At 62.8% G+C, this 16,309-nt stretch carries 16 protein-coding genes, 1 tRNA gene and 1 pseudogene; 5 read left to right on the top strand and 13 right to left on the bottom strand.

The window, feature by feature from the left end; translation table 11 throughout:
* The 4 genes and pseudogenes from FUT88_RS11520 to FUT88_RS11505 form a co-directional block, all read right to left on the bottom strand.
* Positions 1 to 686: cbb3-type cytochrome c oxidase subunit I (locus tag FUT88_RS11520; RefSeq protein WP_186829285.1), on the bottom strand; the 686-nt coding region annotated here is incomplete at its 3' end.
* A 9-nt stretch (positions 687 to 695) separates the two neighbouring features.
* Positions 696 to 1,658 carry a ubiquinol oxidase subunit II gene (cyoA, locus tag FUT88_RS11515; RefSeq protein WP_139111013.1) on the bottom strand — a complete coding sequence of 321 codons (963 nt, stop codon included), beginning with the start codon at positions 1,656 to 1,658 and terminating at the stop codon, positions 696 to 698.
* A 698-nt stretch (positions 1,659 to 2,356) separates the two neighbouring features.
* Positions 2,357 to 2,563: a hypothetical protein gene (locus FUT88_RS11510; protein ID WP_147215194.1), complete on the bottom strand. Its 207-nt coding sequence runs from the start codon at positions 2,561 to 2,563 to the stop codon at positions 2,357 to 2,359.
* Between the two features lie 224 nt (positions 2,564 to 2,787).
* Positions 2,788 to 2,991 (bottom strand): annotated as a pseudogene (locus FUT88_RS11505) (carbohydrate porin); the annotation flags it as partial.
* Between the two features lie 637 nt (positions 2,992 to 3,628).
* Between FUT88_RS11505 and FUT88_RS11500 the strand changes: the two are divergent.
* Entirely contained in the window at positions 3,629 to 3,853 is a 225-nt protein-coding gene (locus tag FUT88_RS11500) for a hypothetical protein (RefSeq protein WP_147215190.1), read from the top strand.
* 68 nt (positions 3,854 to 3,921) lie between these two features.
* Here the strand turns inward: FUT88_RS11500 and FUT88_RS11495 are convergent.
* The 6 genes from FUT88_RS11495 to petA all read right to left on the bottom strand — a co-directional run bounded on the left by FUT88_RS11495 (position 3,922) and on the right by petA (position 8,151).
* Positions 3,922 to 3,997 (bottom strand) — tRNA-Thr (locus tag FUT88_RS11495).
* Between the two features lie 29 nt (positions 3,998 to 4,026).
* Entirely contained in the window at positions 4,027 to 4,524 is a 498-nt protein-coding gene (locus tag FUT88_RS11490; protein WP_147215188.1) for a ClpXP protease specificity-enhancing factor, read from the bottom strand.
* A gap of 72 nt (positions 4,525 to 4,596) precedes the next feature.
* Complete coding sequence (locus FUT88_RS11485) at positions 4,597 to 5,208, bottom strand: glutathione S-transferase N-terminal domain-containing protein (protein ID WP_004634649.1); 612 nt, start codon at positions 5,206 to 5,208, stop codon at positions 4,597 to 4,599.
* Between the two features lie 150 nt (positions 5,209 to 5,358).
* Positions 5,359 to 6,102, bottom strand: a complete 744-nt coding sequence (locus FUT88_RS11480) for a cytochrome c1 (protein ID WP_147215186.1) — start codon at positions 6,100 to 6,102, stop codon at positions 5,359 to 5,361.
* 37 nt (positions 6,103 to 6,139) lie between these two features.
* Complete coding sequence (locus tag FUT88_RS11475) at positions 6,140 to 7,543, bottom strand: cytochrome b (protein ID WP_027680212.1); 1,404 nt, start codon at positions 7,541 to 7,543, stop codon at positions 6,140 to 6,142.
* Positions 7,543 to 8,151, bottom strand: a complete 609-nt coding sequence (gene petA, locus FUT88_RS11470) for a ubiquinol-cytochrome c reductase iron-sulfur subunit (RefSeq protein WP_009241960.1) — start codon at positions 8,149 to 8,151, stop codon at positions 7,543 to 7,545. The genes FUT88_RS11475 and petA overlap by 1 nt, the downstream gene beginning before the upstream one ends.
* Positions 8,152 to 8,396: 245 nt before the next feature.
* Here petA and mscL point away from each other — a divergent pair, with 245 nt between their 5' ends.
* The gene (gene mscL / locus FUT88_RS11465; RefSeq protein ID WP_147215184.1) at positions 8,397 to 8,825 is read left to right on the top strand and encodes a large conductance mechanosensitive channel protein MscL; all 429 of its coding nucleotides are present in this window, start codon (positions 8,397 to 8,399) and stop codon (positions 8,823 to 8,825) included.
* A gap of 12 nt (positions 8,826 to 8,837) precedes the next feature.
* On the opposite strand, the gene FUT88_RS11460 is transcribed toward mscL, so the two are convergent.
* Positions 8,838 to 9,584 carry a Nif3-like dinuclear metal center hexameric protein gene (locus tag FUT88_RS11460; RefSeq protein ID WP_147215182.1) on the bottom strand — a complete coding sequence of 249 codons (747 nt, stop codon included), beginning with the start codon at positions 9,582 to 9,584 and terminating at the stop codon, positions 8,838 to 8,840.
* 19 nt (positions 9,585 to 9,603) lie between these two features.
* On the opposite strand from FUT88_RS11460, the gene FUT88_RS11455 reads away from it, so the two are divergent.
* Positions 9,604 to 10,818, top strand: a complete 1,215-nt coding sequence (locus tag FUT88_RS11455) for a Do family serine endopeptidase (protein ID WP_147215180.1) — start codon at positions 9,604 to 9,606, stop codon at positions 10,816 to 10,818.
* A 431-nt stretch (positions 10,819 to 11,249) separates the two neighbouring features.
* Here the strand turns inward: FUT88_RS11455 and FUT88_RS11450 are convergent, their stop codons facing one another.
* Together FUT88_RS11450 and FUT88_RS11445 are read right to left on the bottom strand one after the other, a co-directional pair.
* Complete coding sequence (locus tag FUT88_RS11450; protein ID WP_147215178.1) at positions 11,250 to 12,383, bottom strand: porin; 1,134 nt, start codon at positions 12,381 to 12,383, stop codon at positions 11,250 to 11,252.
* Between the two features lie 333 nt (positions 12,384 to 12,716).
* Entirely contained in the window at positions 12,717 to 13,859 is a 1,143-nt protein-coding gene (locus FUT88_RS11445) for an ABC transporter substrate-binding protein (protein WP_147215176.1), read from the bottom strand.
* Between the two features lie 105 nt (positions 13,860 to 13,964).
* Here FUT88_RS11445 and FUT88_RS11440 point away from each other — a divergent pair, with 105 nt between their 5' ends.
* Positions 13,965 to 14,666 carry a response regulator gene (locus FUT88_RS11440; RefSeq protein ID WP_147215174.1) on the top strand — a complete coding sequence of 234 codons (702 nt, stop codon included), beginning with the start codon at positions 13,965 to 13,967 and terminating at the stop codon, positions 14,664 to 14,666.
* Positions 14,663 to 16,192: a sensor histidine kinase gene (locus tag FUT88_RS11435; protein ID WP_147215173.1), complete on the top strand. Its 1,530-nt coding sequence runs from the start codon at positions 14,663 to 14,665 to the stop codon at positions 16,190 to 16,192. The genes FUT88_RS11440 and FUT88_RS11435 overlap by 4 nt, the downstream gene beginning before the upstream one ends.
* Positions 16,193 to 16,309: the final 117 nt, after the last annotated feature.

The raw sequence follows: 16,309 nt of genomic DNA, 5'->3' as shown, positions 1-16,309 counted from the left end.
GTGAAGATCGGCATGCGCATCAGCGTCATGCCCGGCGCGCGCATCTTGAAGATGGTCGCGACGAAGTTCACGCCGGTCAGCAATGTCCCGAGGCCCGATATCTGCAACGCCCAGATGTAGTAATCGACCCCCACGCCCGGGCTGTAGGCCAGCTCCGACAGCGGCGGGTACGCCAGCCAGCCGGTGCGAGCGAATTCGCCCACGCCCAGCGACACGTTGATCAGCACCACACCAGCAGCAGCCAGCCAGAACGACAGCGTGTTCAGGAACGGGAATGCCACGTCGCGCGCGCCAATTTGCAGCGGCACGATCAGGTTGATCAGGCCCGTCATCAGCGGCATGGCCATGAAGAAGATCATGATCACGCCGTGCGCGGTAAAGATCTGGTCGTAGTGCTCAGGCGGCAGATAGCCGGCACCGCCGCCCGAGGCGACCGCCAGTTGCGAGCGCATCATGATGGCGTCGGCAAAACCGCGCAGCAGCATCACGATGGCCAGAATGCAGTACATCACGCCGATCTTCTTGTGATCGACCGAGGTGATCCACTCATTCCAGAGGTAGGTCCACTTCTTGAGATAGGTGATCAGGCCGAACAGGCCCGCGCCACCCAGCAGAATGGCCGACACCGTCACGACCACGATCGGCTCGTGCAGCGGAATGGCCTCCAGACTCAACTTGCCAAACATCGTCAACTCCTAGGAATTCTTGGCCGCGCTCTTGGGCGCAGGCAGGGCGGACTGCACCGGCAGCGGACGCGTTGCCGCTTCAGCCGTGGCCGTCGTGCAGTTGGCGCCTTCGAGCGCCTCGTCGAGCGTCAGGACCTTCTCGCCCTCGCCCATCTTGTCCATGTATTTGTGCAGGATGCTGTGATACAGCGTCGGGTCGACCGATGCATACGCCGCCGGCGGCACCTTCTCGCTCGGCTTGGACAGCTCGGCGTAGCCTTCCTTGGTCAGGTTCTGCGACGAGGCACGAACCTGCTTGACCCAGGCGTCGAACTCTTCGTTCGTCATCGCCGTGGCCTTGAACTTCATGCCCGTGAAGCCCGAGCCGCTGTAGTTCGACGACATGCCGTCAAACACGCCGGTCTCGTTCGCGATCAGGTGCAGCTTGGTCTGCATGCCCGCCATGGCGTACACCTGGCTGCCGAGCTGCGGGATGAAGAACGCGTTCATCACCGTGTCGGACGTGATCTTGAAGTTGATCGGGGTGTTGGCCGGGAATGCGAGCTGGTTGACCGTCGCGATCTTCAGTTCCGGATAGATGAACAGCCACTTCCAGTCGAGCGAGACAGCCTCGACCGTGATGGGCTTCACATCCGATTCGATCGGCTTGTACGGATCGAGCGCGTGCGTGGACTTGTAGGTGATCACGCCCAGCACGATGATGATCAGGCACGGGATCAGCCACACCACGGCTTCGATGGCGTTGGAGTGCGACCAGTCCGGCTCGTAGCGGGCCTTGGTGTTGGACGCACGGTATTTCCACGCGAACACCAGCGTCAGCACGATCACGGGGATGACCACCAGCAGCATCAGGCCGGTCGCCACCAGGATCAGCGTCTTTTCTTCAGCCGCAATCATCCCCTTCGGGTCCAGGACCGTCAGGTTGCAGCCCGCCAGCAGGAGCGGGAGGCTTGCGGCGAGAAGCCGCTTCATATGTGGAACGAGTGTGTTCTTCATGTCTTGCACAATTGCGCCGGCGATGCTTCCGGACATCACGGGAGCCCAGCGGCCCGGACAGCGGCCACAAGGGGAAAAACGCGGGAAATGAGAGAAGACCGAACTACCGGCGCCCCGAGTACAGCTGAGGTGCGGCAGCGGATCTTCGATCACATCAGGCGCCGGTCAGGGAGAAGCTGAACCCAACGCCCTCAGTTGGCGAGGCGGGCTTCGCTCATGCCGGGCATGGGCGAAGTCGAGCGCCGCCGCGTCGCACAAAGCGGCGGACGACAGATCGGGGGCGTAAAAGGTCGGAGCAGGCACTACGTCATGCGCCCGTTGGGGGAGCGCGGTTGGGAGTGGAATGCGGGCGCGATCTTACCGCCAGACGGCGCTCCGGATCGCGCTATCTGCTCAGGCAAATAGAAAGCGCCGTCGATTGACAAGTGATGTCCTGGCTGCAGGGCTAGGGTTTACGTGGCTTTGCGGGAAAGCAAATCGAAAGTGGATGTTGTTGCACTGCGACAATCGGCCACAGTGGTGCGCAGCCGACGTTGTCGCCAAATGTGCGCTCCAAGTTGATATTAGTAATAAGAAACATTCTCGTTTGACGGACCCGAAGTCGCCGAGCACGCTGCGAATTCATCCATGCGGCCGTCGTCCAGCGCGACATGACGCGCGGGCCCGCCATTGCGTTACCAGTAGGTGCGCGACAGCCGGATGGCGGCTGCCGCGTAACCATGGTTGGAGAGCATTTGGCCGCTGTCACCGGCACGCCGCATCGACGTGATCGATGCAGCACCAGCAGGCTCCGACGCTCCGGCCCGGGGGTGCACAAACGGTGAGCTGAACGGCAGTGCGATCGCCGAAAAGCGGCGGGCGGGAATCTTGAATTTGCGCATGACACACTCCTCGCCGCGTGCACATACGCACGGCACGCGGCCATCGCCGCACGCGTCGCACACACGCGGCGGCATAGTTGAAACGATCAAGGAGCGATGCAGACACCGCAGCCTTGCCAGGGCGGCAAGTCAGCAGCAGGGAACAACCGTGCGGCGGACTCGCCTAATGGGAAAAAGACGTTGGGTAAGGTCGACTCGGACTGTCCATATGGGTCCTCCTACGGTTAGAACTCGGCGTGGACGCGCACGCCCACGAACTTGGCCGGACCGCGATCGTGGTTGTAGCCCGGGTTCTGAATAAGCTGAAAATCTGGACTGATCGCCGGCGCCTTGGTCACCTGCAGGCTGTAGAAGACTTCCAGCACGCGCTCGTGGCCATAGTTCAAGCCGCCATCACCAAGAAACGCGCCGCTGCCGCCGCCCCCAACCAGCAGAGGAACCCCAACCAGCGGACGCACTGCCACCCAGACGTACTGCAACAACGAGAAGAACAGCATGAGACCTCCCCGCCCGTTTCCGCGACGGACGTAGGCAAACGCCGGCCGCGCCTTGCGATGGCGCGCGCAAACACACGCAGCCACGTGGCTGTGCCCGATACAACAATCGAATTCAGGAAGGGACTTACGCAGAGAACCCACGCAAGCGCCACTACCCGCCGTGCAATACGGCTAGGCAGTGGTGAGGCGCGAAAACGGTGCGCCGAGACTGTCTAGCCGTTCAATGTGCGATCGAAGATCGACTAGAACAACTGTCCATGGAGGTGAACTCCGTAGCTATGACGGGGCGCAGAGTAACAAAGTCTCGCTGATGGCGGCAAGCGGTTTTCTCGGGCCTCGCGAAGCCCATTGCGCGGTGGCAACACCGCTGCATGAGGCATCTCGCAAGCGTGCGTCGGTACACTGCTGCGACCATCGAGCGCCTGGTCGAGGCGCTCACCACTGCGATATCACACGGAGGTTTTATGACGCGCTTGGCAACGCTTCTCACCACGATTGCGGCCACCTTCGGCATGGCGGCCTGCTCAACACCGGGCCCGAACAACCCGGAAACGCAGGGGTATCCAAGATGACTGAGCCCACCACTCAAGCCGCCACCTGTCAGGCGGCCGCCATTCCCGACGACGCCTTGATCGGCAAATCCGAACAGGACGCCACGGCCTTGTTGAACGGCTGCCTCTGGCGCATCAGCGAACGCGACGGCAAAGCCCTGCCCGGCACCATGGACTACCGCGAAGAACGTCGCAACCTCGGCATCCAGGGCGGCAAGGTGATTTGGGTTCGGCGCGGGTGAAGCCCGTGAAATTGAACGGGCGCGACAAAAGAAAACGGCCTCCGCAAGGGAGACCGTTTTCGTGATGCTGGTGCCGGCTGCAGGACTCGAACCCGCCACCTGATGATTACAAATCAACTGCTCTACCAGATGAGCTAAGCCGGCAAAGAAACGCGATTCTAACCTAACACGCGTTACTTGACGACTTTTAGCGCGGGCTTTCCACCGATGCGCGGCACATTTGGCGGCGTCGGGTCGTCTTCCGGGCCCGTTTCCGCCTCGGCAGCGACCGGCGCAGACGCCGATTCGGAGTCCACCGCAGCCAGCTTGGGCGGCGGATTGTTCTCGCGTTCGGTCGCGGCCTGTGTCGTCGGTGTGCTGCGCTCCACCGGGAATGCCATACCTTGACCGTTCTCGCGCGCATACACGGCAAGCACGTTTTCGATCGGCACCTCGATCTTGCGCGACACGCCGGAGAAGCGCGCATGGAACGTGATCCACTCGTTGCCCATGTCGAGCTGGCTGGTCGCGTCAAAGCTCACGTTCAGCACGATCTCGTCGTTCTTGACGAATTCGCGCGGCACGTTGGTGCTGTTGTCGACGAAGACAGCGATGTACGGCGTGAAGCCGTTGTCCGTGCACCACTCGTAGATGGCGCGGATCAGATAGGGCTTGGTGGATGTTTCCGACATGATGAAATCAGTGACCGTTGGGCGCGGCCGCGCGCAGGCTCAGCCCGGGCACGGCCAGCGACCCGGCGGCGATCAGCGGCGCATGACCTTTTCGGACGGCGTCAGCGCTTCAATATACGCCGGACGGCTGAAGATACGCTCAGCGTATTTCATCAGCGGGGCAGCATTCTTCGAGACCTCAATGCCGTAGTGGTCCAGGCGCCACAGCAGCGGCGCAATCGCCACGTCCAGCATCGAGAACTCTTCGCCGAGCATGTACTTGTTCTTCAGGAAGATCGGCGCCAGTTGCGTGAGGCGATCGCGGATGGCCGCGCGGGCCTTCTCGTGGTTTTTCTCGGCGGCCTTGCCCTTTTCGTTCTCGAGCACGGAGACGTGCGTGAACAGTTCCTTCTCGAAGTTGAACAGGAACAGGCGGGCGCGAGCGCGTTGCACCGGATCGGCCGGCATCAGCTGCGGGTGCGGGAAGCGCTCGTCGATGTATTCGTTGATGATGTTCGACTCGTACAAGATCAGGTCGCGTTCAACCAGGATGGGCACCTGGCCGTACGGGTTCATCACCGCGATGTCTTCCGGCTTGTTGAAGAGATCGACGTCGCGAATCTCGAAATCCATGCCCTTTTCGAACAGGACGAGGCGGCAACGCTGCGAGAACGGGCAAGTGGTGCCCGAGTACAAGACCATCATGGTTGTAGTTCCTTGGCGCATGGGCCGGGGGCGGCCCGATGACGGTACAACCGTGACGACAAATGACATCGCCACGGCACAAAAAGCGAAAAGGCAAAGGGCTAGAGCCAGTTCTCCACCGGCCTAGCCCTTGCCCGGAAAACACGGATTTTACTTGATGTCCTTCCAATAGGCCGCATTCAGACGCCAGGCCAGCACGAAGAACACACCAATGAACAACAATACCCAGACGCCGAGACGCTTGCGCAGGTTGCCGGCGGGTTCAGCCATCCAGTCCAGATAGCTCACCAGATCGGCCACGGCCTGGTCATATTCGACCTTGTTCATCTTGCCCGGGACCGCGACCTCAAGGGCAACGAGCTTCTTCTCGGCCTCGCCGTGCTCGGACTTCACTTCGGCGTACTTCGGCACTTGTTGGCCCTGCAGCTCCCACAGCACATGCGGCATGCCGACCTTGTCGAAGACCAGATTGTTCCAGCCGGTCGGACGCGTGTCGTCGCGGTAGAACGTGCGCAGGTAGGTGTAGAGCCAGTCGCTGCCGCGCGCGCGCGCAATGACCGACAGGTCCGGCGGTACGGCACCAAACCACTTCTTGGCGTCCTCGCGATCCATGGCGATGTGCATCGTGTCGCCGACCTTGTCCGACGAGAACAGCAGGTTCTGCTTGATCTGCTCCTCGCTCAAACCGATGTCGCGCAGACGGTTGTAGCGCATGGCGCTGGCGCCGTGGCAGTTCAGGCAGTAGTTGACGAACAGCTTGGCGCCGCGCTGCAGCGCAGACGTGTCGCTGGACTGGTTGGGCGCCGGATCGAGCGGCACGCCGCCCTCATTGGCCATCACAGGCGCGGCAAACACTAGACCGGCCAAGGCGAAAATCGCAAGCAGCTTTTTCATTCTTGTGTCCTTCATGGGTCCTTGTGCGCGGGCTCTATCAGTGCGGCGTGAACGTGACGCGCTCAGGCACTGGCTTGAAGGTCCCGATCTGGCTCCAGATCGGCATCGCGAGGAAGAACGCGAAGTACAGAATGGTGCCGATCTGCGAAACGATCGAACCGACCGGGCTCGGCGGCTGGATACCCAGGTAGCCCAGCACCGCAAAGGCGATCACGAAGACGATCAGCAGCGTCTTGTGGAAGCCCGGGCGATAACGGATCGACTTGACCGGCGACTGGTCCAGCCACGGCAGGAAGAAGAAGATCACCACCGAGCCGCCCATCACGACCACGCCCCAGAACTTCGCGTCGATGAACGCGAAGCCCAGCGCCAGAATCACGGCCACAGCCACCGCCACGCCCTTGACCTTCATGCTCTTGGAGCGCACGAAGAGCAGCCCCAGCATGATTGCGATGAAGCCCCACAGCCACGGCAGGAAGTCCGACGTGGTCGCGCGCAGCATCGAGTAGAACGGCGTGAAGTACCAGACCGGCGCAATGTGCGGCGGCGTCTTCAGCGAGTCTGCCGGGATGAAGTTGTTGGCTTCCAGGAAGTAGCCGCCCATTTCCGGCGCGAAGAACACGATCGCGCTGAAGATGAACAGGAACACCGCCACGCCGACGATGTCGTGCACCGAGTAATACGGGTGGAACGGAATGCCGTCGAGCGGAATGCCGCGCTCGTCCTTCTTGGCCTTGATCTCGACGCCGTCCGGGTTGTTCGAACCCACTTCGTGCAGCGCGATGATGTGCGCCACCACCAGGCCCAGCAGCACCAGCGGTACAGCGATGACGTGGAACGAGAAGAAGCGGTTCAGCGTCGCGTCCGACACCACGTAGTCACCGCGGATCCACAACGACAGGTCCGGGCCGATCAGCGGAATGGCGGAGAACAGGTTCACGATGACCTGCGCGCCCCAATACGACATCTGGCCCCACGGCAGCAGATAGCCCATGAAGGCTTCGGCCATCAGGCACAGGAAGATCAGGCAGCCGAAGATCCAGACCAGCTCGCGCGGCTTACGGTACGAGCCGTACAGCATGCCGCGGAACATGTGCAGATACACGACGATGAAGAACGCCGACGCGCCGGTCGAGTGCATATACCGTACCAGCCAGCCCCACGGCACCTCGCGCATGATGAACTCCACGCTCGCATAGGCGACGGGGATGCCGGCGGCGTTGAGCGTGCCGTCGGGCTTGTAGTTCATCACCAGGAAGATGCCGGTGACGATTTGGATCACCAGCACCAGCAGCGCCAGCGACCCGAAGAAATACCAGAAGTTGAAATTCTTCGGCGCGTAGTACTCGGACAGATGCGCCTTCCACAGCTCCGATGCCGGGAAGCGTGCATCGATCCAGCCCAGCAGCCCGGTTGTCTCCACCTTCTTCTCGGCCATGATCAAGCCTCTCCTTTCTCGTCTTTACCGATCACCAGCTTCGTGTCGGACAGGAACATGTACGGCGGAACGTCGAGGTTCTGCGGCGCGGGCTTGTTCTTGAACACGCGCCCAGCCAGGTCGAACGTGGAGCCATGGCACGGGCAGACGAAGCCGGGGTCTCCGGCAAGCTGCACGTTGGCGCCTGCGGGAAACGGACCGGACGGGGAGCAGCCAAGATGGGAGCAGATGCCGACCACGACCAGCAGGTCTTTATGCTCGGCACGGGAGCGGGTTTCGTTCTTGCAGTAGTCCGGCGTCTTCATGGTGAAGGGCACGTCGGACTTGGGGTCGGCGACTTCGTTATCGGTCTTCTTGAGCGATTCCAGCATGTCGGGCGTGCGTTTGAGCAGCCAGACCGGCTTGCCGCGCCATTCCACCACCTTCATCTGGCCCGGGGCCAGGTCGCTCACGTCCGCCTCTACGGGCGCGCCCGCTGCACGGGCTTTTTCAGATGGTGCGAATGTGCAAACGAAAGGGGCCGCAACTGCAACCCCTCCCACACCACCAGCCACGGACGTCGCAATCAATAGATTGCGGCGACCCTTGTCCACGTTTTGCTGGTCACTCATTCAAGACCCCAGGGTGAGAAATCAAGATAGATTCGCGTCAACCAAAAATTATACCCGAGCGTACCGAGCGAACGATAGCGGTCGCCGGGCGTAGCGGTTACGGATATAGTGAACACGCCGATCGCCCGCCAGCCCAATGCTGACAAGGCTTTGGCATGGCTCTTGCAGCCTCGCTTTCAACAATTCAGGTCAACCGTTCGCTAGCTTGACCGTTTGTCTCGAATCAAACAATCCGGAGAAAACCGATGGCACTGATGCAAGACTTCAAGAAATTCGCGATGCGCGGCAACGTGATCGACCTCGCAGTGGGCGTGATCATCGGTGCGGCGTTCGGCAAAATTGTCGATTCGCTCGTCAATGATCTGATCATGCCGCTGATCGGCCGCATTGTTGGCAAGCTCGATTTCTCGAACCTGTTCATTCAGCTGGCAGAGGCGCCCGCCGGTGTGCCGCATACCCTGGCCGATCTGAAGAAGGCAGGCGTGCCGGTCTTCGCCTACGGCAACTTCATCACCGTGGCGGTCAATTTCTTGATTCTGGCGTTTATCGTGTTTCTGATGGTGCGCGCCATCACGCGCGTAATCGACGCCAACCCGCCGGCAGCACCCGCCGAAACGCCGGAAAACATCCTGCTGCTGCGCGAGATCCGCGACAGCCTGAAGAACAAGCCGTAATCGGACGTCGAATCACACCGGATTCGGGATATCGATGAAGGTGTGACGCACGCCGAAGCGCTCGGCCAGATGGGTGCCCAGCGCCCGAACGCCGCCGCGCTCCGTGGCGTGGTGGCCCGCACCGATATAGGCGACACCCGATTCGCGCGCGAGATGCGTCGTCTGCTCCGACGCTTCACCGCTGATATACACGTCCGCGCCGGCGGCCACGGCGGCATCGAACCAGCCCTGAGCGCCACCGGTGCACCAGCCCACGGTGCGCACCGGGCGATTGTCATCGCCGATCACGAGCGGCGCCCGGTTCAGCTTTGCCGATACCGTCTGCGCGAAATTGCTCAGGGTGGTCGCCTCGGGAAGCGTCCCGATCAGACCCAGCTCATCGTCGCCGAACCGGCCTTGGGGCGCGATGCCCAGCAAGGCACCCAGCTGCGCGTTGTTGCCCAGCTCAGGGTGGGCATCCAGCGGCAGGTGGTACGCGAACAGGTTCAGATCGTGTGCCAGGAGTTGCTTCAGGCGCGCATGCTTTTGGCCCACGACCCGACCATCTTCGCCCTTCCAAAAGTAACCATGATGCACGAGGATGGCGTCGGCGCGCGCTTCGATAGCAGCTTCGATCAATGCCAGGCTGGCGGTGACTCCCGTCACGATGTGCTCAATGGTTTCGCGGCCCTGCACCTGCAGACCGTTGGGGCAATAGTCCCGAAAACGGGCCGCCTGCAACAGGTCGTTCAAGTACAATTCAAGTTCTTTTCGATCCATTTGGACTCAATTTCGCTCTATGTTGCGCCGCTTTTGGCTGTTTTTCGCGCAAGCCGTCACGGTCGTCCTGGCCGTCTGGTTTGTGATCGCCACGCTCAAGCCTGACTGGCTGCAGCGCGGCAAGGTCGCAGTGCAATCCGGCTCGCCCATCGTCGCGCTCAAGGAAGTCGCGCCGATCGGCCACGGCGGCACCTCCAGCAACTCCTACGCGGAAGCCGCCAAGGTGGCGATGCCCGCGGTGGTCAACATCTTCAGCAGCAAGAATGCGCCGAAGCGCAGCAACAATCCGCAAGCCAGCGCAGACCCGTGGTTCCGCTTCTTCTTCGGCGACCGCGCCCCTGAGCAGCGCCAGGAGCCGACGGCCAGCCTGGGCTCCGGCGTGATCGTCAGCTCGGAAGGCTACATTCTAACGAACCACCATGTGGTAGACGGGGCGGACGAAATCGAAGTCGCCCTGACCGACGGCCGCAAGGCCAACGCGAAGGTCGTCGGCTCCGATCCGGAAACCGACCTCGCCGTCCTCAAGATCAACCTGCCGAATCTGCCCGCCATTACGCTGGGCCGGCTGGAGAATGTGCGCGTCGGCGACGTGGTGCTTGCGATCGGCAACCCCTTCGGCGTGGGCCAGACAGTGACGATGGGCATTGTCTCCGCGCTGGGCCGCAGCCATCTGGGCATCAACACCTTCGAGAACTTCATCCAGACCGACGCCGCGATCAACCCCGGCAACTCGGGCGGTGCGCTCGTCGACGCTGACGGCAACCTCCTCGGGATCAACACGGCGATCTACTCGCGCTCGGGCGGCTCGCTGGGCATCGGCTTCGCGATTCCGGTCTCGCTGGCCAAGCAGGTGATGGAGTCGATTATCTCGACGGGCAGCGTGGTGCGGGGCTGGATCGGCGTTGAACCGCAGGATGTGACGCCGGAAATTGCCGAGTCGTTTGGCTTGTCACGCAAGGATGGGGCATTGATTGCCGCCGTGGTCCAAGGCGGACCAGCGGACAAGGCAGGCCTGCGCCCGGGGGACATTCTCACCAGCGTGAATGGTGAGCCGATACTGGATACGACGGCGTTGCTCAATAGCATCGCGCAGCTGAAACCCGGCGCGGAAGCCAAGGTGACCGTGTCGCGCAAGGGCAAGGCAGTGGAACTGACCATCGTTGTCGGCAAGCGTCCCGCGCCCACGCGTCGCAATGTGCCGATGCCCTCGCAGGACGACGAAGAGCAACAGTAAGCGACTGGTTCAGGAAAACACAAACGGCGGCCGATGTGCCGCCGTTTTTCATGCGCGTACGCTGGCAATCGCACCGGCACGTTGACGAGGGGCGAACAACCCTGACGCAGCTTTCCACTCAACGATCGACCCGGCGCACCGACAACTGCGCTGCTGCGTCGATACGAGGGCCTTTCGTCCGGCGCTGCAAAGTCGCAACGCGGCGCCGGCCGTATGGCGGGGCAAAACAGCAAGCGCGGCGACATGCTCCAGCGTCGCCTTCAATTCCCACCAGGGACCGACGCTTGCACGCCGGCCAACGCCACGCCACCCTTGGCGGCGCTTCAGCCATGCAGCTGCGCCGCGCATCGTACGCACAAAGAAAAACGCCGACCCCTTTCGGGATCGGCGTTTAACCGTTTAATTCGATGCGCTCTTACGAGCGCGTCAAATTAGAACTTGTGACGCAGGCCAACGGTAGCACCGAACTGGTTGTTGCTGTTACCCGAGCCCGAGAACACTTGTTCGCCGTTCGTCAGCGTGGTACCCGTGTAACCGCTGGCGTTCAGGCCCATAACGCCCAGACCCGAACCACCGCTGTTCTTAGCATAGGCCACGTTGAAGTAAGCGTCGGTGCGCTTCGACAGAGCGTAGTCGGTGCCGACCACGAACAGCCACGGGTTGCCCGTACCGCTGTTCTTGAACTGTTGGTAGTAAGCCGTACCCGTCAGCGACAGAGCCGGAGTAGCTTGGTAACCCAGGCCAGCCCAGTACAGGTTCGAACGCAGGTTGCCGTTGCCAGCAACAGTTGCGAAGTTGGCCTTGTACCAACGGTAGCCAGCGTACAGCTTGGCCGGGCCGAAGGCGTACGTGCCAGCGATCGTGGCGCGTTGTTCCTTGTTATCAGCCAAGGCGCTTTGTGCAGCAAACGTCGTTGCCGAACCTGCGACACCGTTCGACTGGTCATACACAGCGCCGATACCCAGCGGGCCGCCAGCGTAGTTCACGCCCAGGCTCCACTCGCGGCCGAGCTTGCTGAGACCAGCTTGCTCGTTACCATCACGGTTGAACGCGTACAGAGCCGAGACGCTCAGGCCGCCGAACGTGCCGATGTACTTGACCGAGTTATCAGCACGACCAGCGAAGTACTGGTCTTGCGAGGCCAGCGAGTAACGCGTGGCGATTGCCATCGGGTCATAGATCAGCGAGAAGTCATACAGCAGGTTTTGCTGACGACCCAGGGTCAGTTGACCCCACTGGCCTTGCAGACCGACGTAAGCGTTACGACCGAACAGGCGGTTGTTTTGAGCCGACGTACCGTTGTCCAGGTTGAAGCCGCTTTCCAGGTTGAAGATACCCTTCAGGCCACCGCCCAGGTCTTCAACGCCACGCAGGCCCCAGCGCGAGCCCGACAGGCCGCCCGAATCCAGGCCAACACGCGAGCTACCGCCGCCGTTGCCGTTCGGCACCTTGTTTGCGTAGGTCAGACCAGCGTCGACCACGCCGTACAGGGTCACGGAGGATTGTGCATAGGCGCCACCGGCGGCCAGAGCTGCAACAGCAGCTGCAAACAGTTTCATCTTCATATCGACACTTTCCTTGTCAACTGATTGGGAAATCTTGACTGTCCTTATGGACGACGCAGATACCTCACGTCTGACCGCATTATGTGCCAGCGTTGACGGATTCCGGAAACCCTTTCTGGCTCTGGGCCGCGATTTGCGGCCAAGTTGTTGCTCATGGGCAACACGCGCCGAGCCCCTTTGGGAGGGGGGCGCAACCCGCTTTTTGCGCGGTAGCACAGGGGTTGGCGGGCGATTGCGACCCCGTTCCTGCGCAACAAATTTGGCGGTTGGTGACAGTTCCGAATTGTCGCCTTCGCACCACGTTGCGGCAGAAAGTGCGTCTTTATTCTCTTTTTATCGAACGAGTGCGGCGCGCCATCGCTTTAGGAAATCGGCACGGCGGAGTTGATCTTGATGGGCGAGTAAACCCGGTCCGACAGGAATGGGCCGATGCGTGTTGCCCAGTTCGGCGAGCAGGCGCTTGGCAGTGAGTCCAGTCTCGACATCCTGGCGCAGGGAAAACAGGAACGCGCGGTCCGCCATCACGCTTTGGCCATCGCGCGAAAGCATGAAGTCGAGCCAGAGGCGCGCAGCGTTCGGGCGGGCCGCGCGCCGGGCGATGAAGGCGACGCGCGTAGCTACCAGCGTGTAGTCGGTCGGCATCTTGATGGCGAGCGCCGGATTGCGATCGACGTAGCGCGCCGCGTAGGAGCCGATCACGTTGTAGGCGAGCAGGCTTTCGCCGGAGGCGACGCGCTCGAGCATCGCGGCCGTGGTGATGTACAGATTGACGTTGACGCCACCTAATGCCTTGGCAACATCCCAGAACACCGGCGTGGTGCGTGCGTCTTCGGCGGCGAAGAGGAAAGCCGAGCCGGAATGCTCGATGTCGTACGAGGCGACGCGACCGCGCAGCAAGTCACGATGGCCATTCAGAATACGTGCGAAGTCCGCATGGGTGGAGGGGATCAAATCCGCCGGCAGCTGGCGCGTGTTGTAGACGAAGACGACCGGCTCGTAGCTCGTGCCGTACGCCTCATTCTTCCAGATGGCCCACGACGGCAGGTACGGCCGCTCCGGCGACGCGTATGAGAGTGCGTGGCCGTCGTTCACCAGCTTGAACTGCTCCGGCATGGCCGAACTCCAGACCACATCGGCGCCCGGCAACTTGGCGGCGAATTCAGCAAGGAAGCGGCGGTAGATGTCGTCGCTGTTCTGCTCGCGGTAGTCGACGGTGATGCCCGGATAGCGCGTTTCGAAGGCACGGATGAGTGGATACGCGGCGGAGAAATCCGTCGTGGAGTACACCGTGACACGGCCTTCGCGGCGCGCGGCGTCGACCATCGCGCCGTAGTCGCGCGGATAGTACGACGGCAGCTCCGGCGCCGGACGCGCCAACCACTGAGCCTGGGCCCCTCGCGCAACCACGCCACTTGCGGCCAGCAATGCGGCGGTCTGACAGAGCCAGCGGCGACGGGAATTTGGGATGGACGACATGCCGGTTGAAGCGAACGGGAGCGCATCACGCGGACAGGGAGGTCGAGATGCGGGCGCCACGCATTATCATGAAAAAGTAGCCAGAACGATATTGAGAGACACCCGATGCGGATTTTGCTGGTGGAGGATGAGGACGAATTGGCCGCATGGCTGGCGCGCGCGCTGGCGCAAAGCGGCTTCGTGATCGAGCGCGCCGCCGATGGCGTCATCGCCGAAGCGTTCCTCGGCTCCGGAGAATTTGATGCGGTGGTGCTGGACCTGCGCTTGCCGCGCAAGGATGGCTTTGCCGTGCTGGCCGACATGCGCGCGCGCGACGACCGCACGCCGGTGTTGATCCTCACCGCGCAGGGCGCGCTGGATGAGCGCGTACGCGGCCTCAATGCCGGCGCCGATGATTTCCTCACCAAGCCGTTCGCGTTGTCCGAGCTGGAGGCGCGGTTGATGGCGCTGATCCGCCGCAGCCGCGGCCGGGCGTTCCCGCGTCTGCGTTGCGGGCCGCTGGAGTTCGACACCGGGCGCAAGGCATTTCTGCTGTCAGGCGAGCCGCTGTCGCTCACGCCGCGCGAGCACGCCGCGCTGTCGGCGCTGCTGCACAAGACCGGCCAGCCGATCAGCAAGGTGCATTTGTTCGACAAGGTCTTCAACCTGGACAGCGATTCGAGCCCAGACGCCGTGGAGGTGGTCGTGCACCGCCTCCGCAAGAAGCTGGCGGGCACGGGCGTGCAGATCGTCACCGTACGCGGGCTGGGCTACCTGCTCGAAACGGGCGATGGCGAAACGCCCGCCGCCGGCGACAGCAACGCATGATGCAGCGGCTCGCCAGGCTCCGGCTGCCGCGCAGCCTGAAACTCACGCTGCTCTGGTTGCTGCTGCCGGGGCTGGTGGGTGTGCTGGCCATCGACATCGTTTCGGCGTACCAGGCGCTGCGCGGCGCGACCGATCGCGCGTATGACCGCGCCCTGCTCGGCTCGGTGCGTGCCATTGAGAACGGCGTGACGATCGAGCGCGGGCAGGTCCAGGTCAACGTGCCGTATGTGGCGCTGTCCATGTTCGAATCGACGGCGCAGAGCAACGTCTATTACCGCGTCGCTTTCGAACCGTTGCCCGGCAAAGCCCCTGAAGCCGCGCTGACGGGCTACGACGATCTGCCGCTGCCCGCCAAGCGGCTGGAAAACGACACCCCTCTCTTCTACGACGCGACGTACCACGACGAACCCGTACGCGTGGCCGCCGTGGCCAAGCCGCTCTATCAACCGGGGCTGCCGGCGCGCATCGTCATTCAGGTGGCGGAAACCATCGAGACGCGGCGCGCGCTGCAGCAGGCGGTGTGGCGCGGCACGCTGCTGCGCGATGCTGCGCTGGTGGCGGTCAGCGCGGCGCTGCTGTGGCTCGGCGTGACCGTCGCGCTCAAGCCGCTCAATCGTCTGGCACGCAGCATCGGCGTGCGCGCATCGGACGACCTCCGCCCGCTCGACGCCACCGATGTGCCCGCCGAGGTACGCCCGCTGGTGAACGCGATCAACCACCACATTCATCGCTACGCCGAACTTGCGGATGCGCAAAGCCAGTTTCTTGCCGATGCGTCGCACCAGCTGCGCACGCCGCTGGCCGTGCTGCTCACGCAAGCCGAATACGCGCTGCGCGAGACCGACCCGGCGCGCGTGCGCGAAAGCCTGTCCGCCATCATCGCGCGCCTGCAGTCGACAAACCGGCTGACCACGCAACTGCTCGCCCTCGCCCGCGCGCGGCATGCGGGACAGGACGCGCCCGCAGAAACCTTCGACCTGGGTGAATTGGCACGCGACGTGGTGGTCGATGCGCTGCCGTTGGCACGCGAAAAACAGCAGGATCTCGGCTGGGACGACGGCGGCCTCGTCATGACGCTGCCCGTCATCGGCTATCCGGCGTTCCTGCGCGAGGCGCTTTCCAACCTCGTGCACAACGCGATCCGGTACACGCCGGCCGGCGGCCGCATCACCGTACGGGCCACGGCTGAAGGCGACGCCGCGCTGGTCTGCGTGGACGACACCGGGCCGGGCATGAGCGCTGACGAGCGCGCGCACGCGTTCGAGCGCTTCCGCCGGGCGCACGAGGGCGGAAGTCGCTCGGGTAAACCCAAGGTCGCGCCCAAAGACGTTCGCTATGCCGCCGAAGGCTCAGGCCTCGGCCTGGCCATCGCGCGTGCCTATGCGGCGCGCAGCGGCGGGCAAATCGAACTGGCCGACGGCGAGCCGAACGCGCACGGCGGCGTTGGTTTGTCGGCGCGGATCCGCGTGCCGCTGGCCGCCACAGCCCCCTCCCCGGAGCATGCTGCGACGCAGCAGCCGCAATGAAAGCGTGGCGAAAGCGCGCGATTTCTATAATCGGCCGCACTTGGGGCCATCCGCCCGAGCTACACGCACCACGCCATAAGTAGCCAGCCCCACGCCATCACAAGCAAACAGGAGACA

It is taken from the genome of Ralstonia sp. TCR112, assembly GCF_007997035.1.
GTDB lineage: Bacteria > Pseudomonadota > Gammaproteobacteria > Burkholderiales > Burkholderiaceae > Ralstonia > Ralstonia edaphi.
The sequence above is the reverse complement of the archived record's forward strand: the minus strand, read 5'-3'. Positions and strand labels throughout refer to the sequence as shown.

What these genes read in the sequence shown, in the direction of transcription:
- FUT88_RS11485 (WP_004634649.1), bottom strand. Translation starts at nt 5,208, where the DNA reads ATGATGGTCTTGTACTCGGGCACCACTTGCCCGTTCTCGCAGCGTTGC.
- FUT88_RS11510 (WP_147215194.1), bottom strand. Translation starts at nt 2,563, where the DNA reads ATGCGCAAATTCAAGATTCCCGCCCGCCGCTTTTCGGCGATCGCACTG.
- FUT88_RS11455 (WP_147215180.1), top strand. Translation starts at nt 9,604, where the DNA reads ATGTTGCGCCGCTTTTGGCTGTTTTTCGCGCAAGCCGTCACGGTCGTC.
- FUT88_RS11450 (WP_147215178.1), bottom strand. Translation starts at nt 12,383, where the DNA reads ATGAAGATGAAACTGTTTGCAGCTGCTGTTGCAGCTCTGGCCGCCGGT.
- FUT88_RS11490 (WP_147215188.1), bottom strand. Translation starts at nt 4,524, where the DNA reads ATGTCGGAAACATCCACCAAGCCCTATCTGATCCGCGCCATCTACGAG.
- cyoA (WP_139111013.1), bottom strand. Translation starts at nt 1,658, where the DNA reads ATGAAGCGGCTTCTCGCCGCAAGCCTCCCGCTCCTGCTGGCGGGCTGC.
- FUT88_RS11460 (WP_147215182.1), bottom strand. Translation starts at nt 9,584, where the DNA reads ATGGATCGAAAAGAACTTGAATTGTACTTGAACGACCTGTTGCAGGCG.
- FUT88_RS11500 (WP_147215190.1), top strand. Translation starts at nt 3,629, where the DNA reads ATGACTGAGCCCACCACTCAAGCCGCCACCTGTCAGGCGGCCGCCATT.
- FUT88_RS11445 (WP_147215176.1), bottom strand. Translation starts at nt 13,859, where the DNA reads ATGTCGTCCATCCCAAATTCCCGTCGCCGCTGGCTCTGTCAGACCGCC.
- petA (WP_009241960.1), bottom strand. Translation starts at nt 8,151, where the DNA reads ATGAGTGACCAGCAAAACGTGGACAAGGGTCGCCGCAATCTATTGATT.
- FUT88_RS11440 (WP_147215174.1), top strand. Translation starts at nt 13,965, where the DNA reads ATGCGGATTTTGCTGGTGGAGGATGAGGACGAATTGGCCGCATGGCTG.
- mscL (WP_147215184.1), top strand. Translation starts at nt 8,397, where the DNA reads ATGGCACTGATGCAAGACTTCAAGAAATTCGCGATGCGCGGCAACGTG.
- FUT88_RS11480 (WP_147215186.1), bottom strand. Translation starts at nt 6,102, where the DNA reads ATGAAAAAGCTGCTTGCGATTTTCGCCTTGGCCGGTCTAGTGTTTGCC.
- FUT88_RS11435 (WP_147215173.1), top strand. Translation starts at nt 14,663, where the DNA reads ATGATGCAGCGGCTCGCCAGGCTCCGGCTGCCGCGCAGCCTGAAACTC.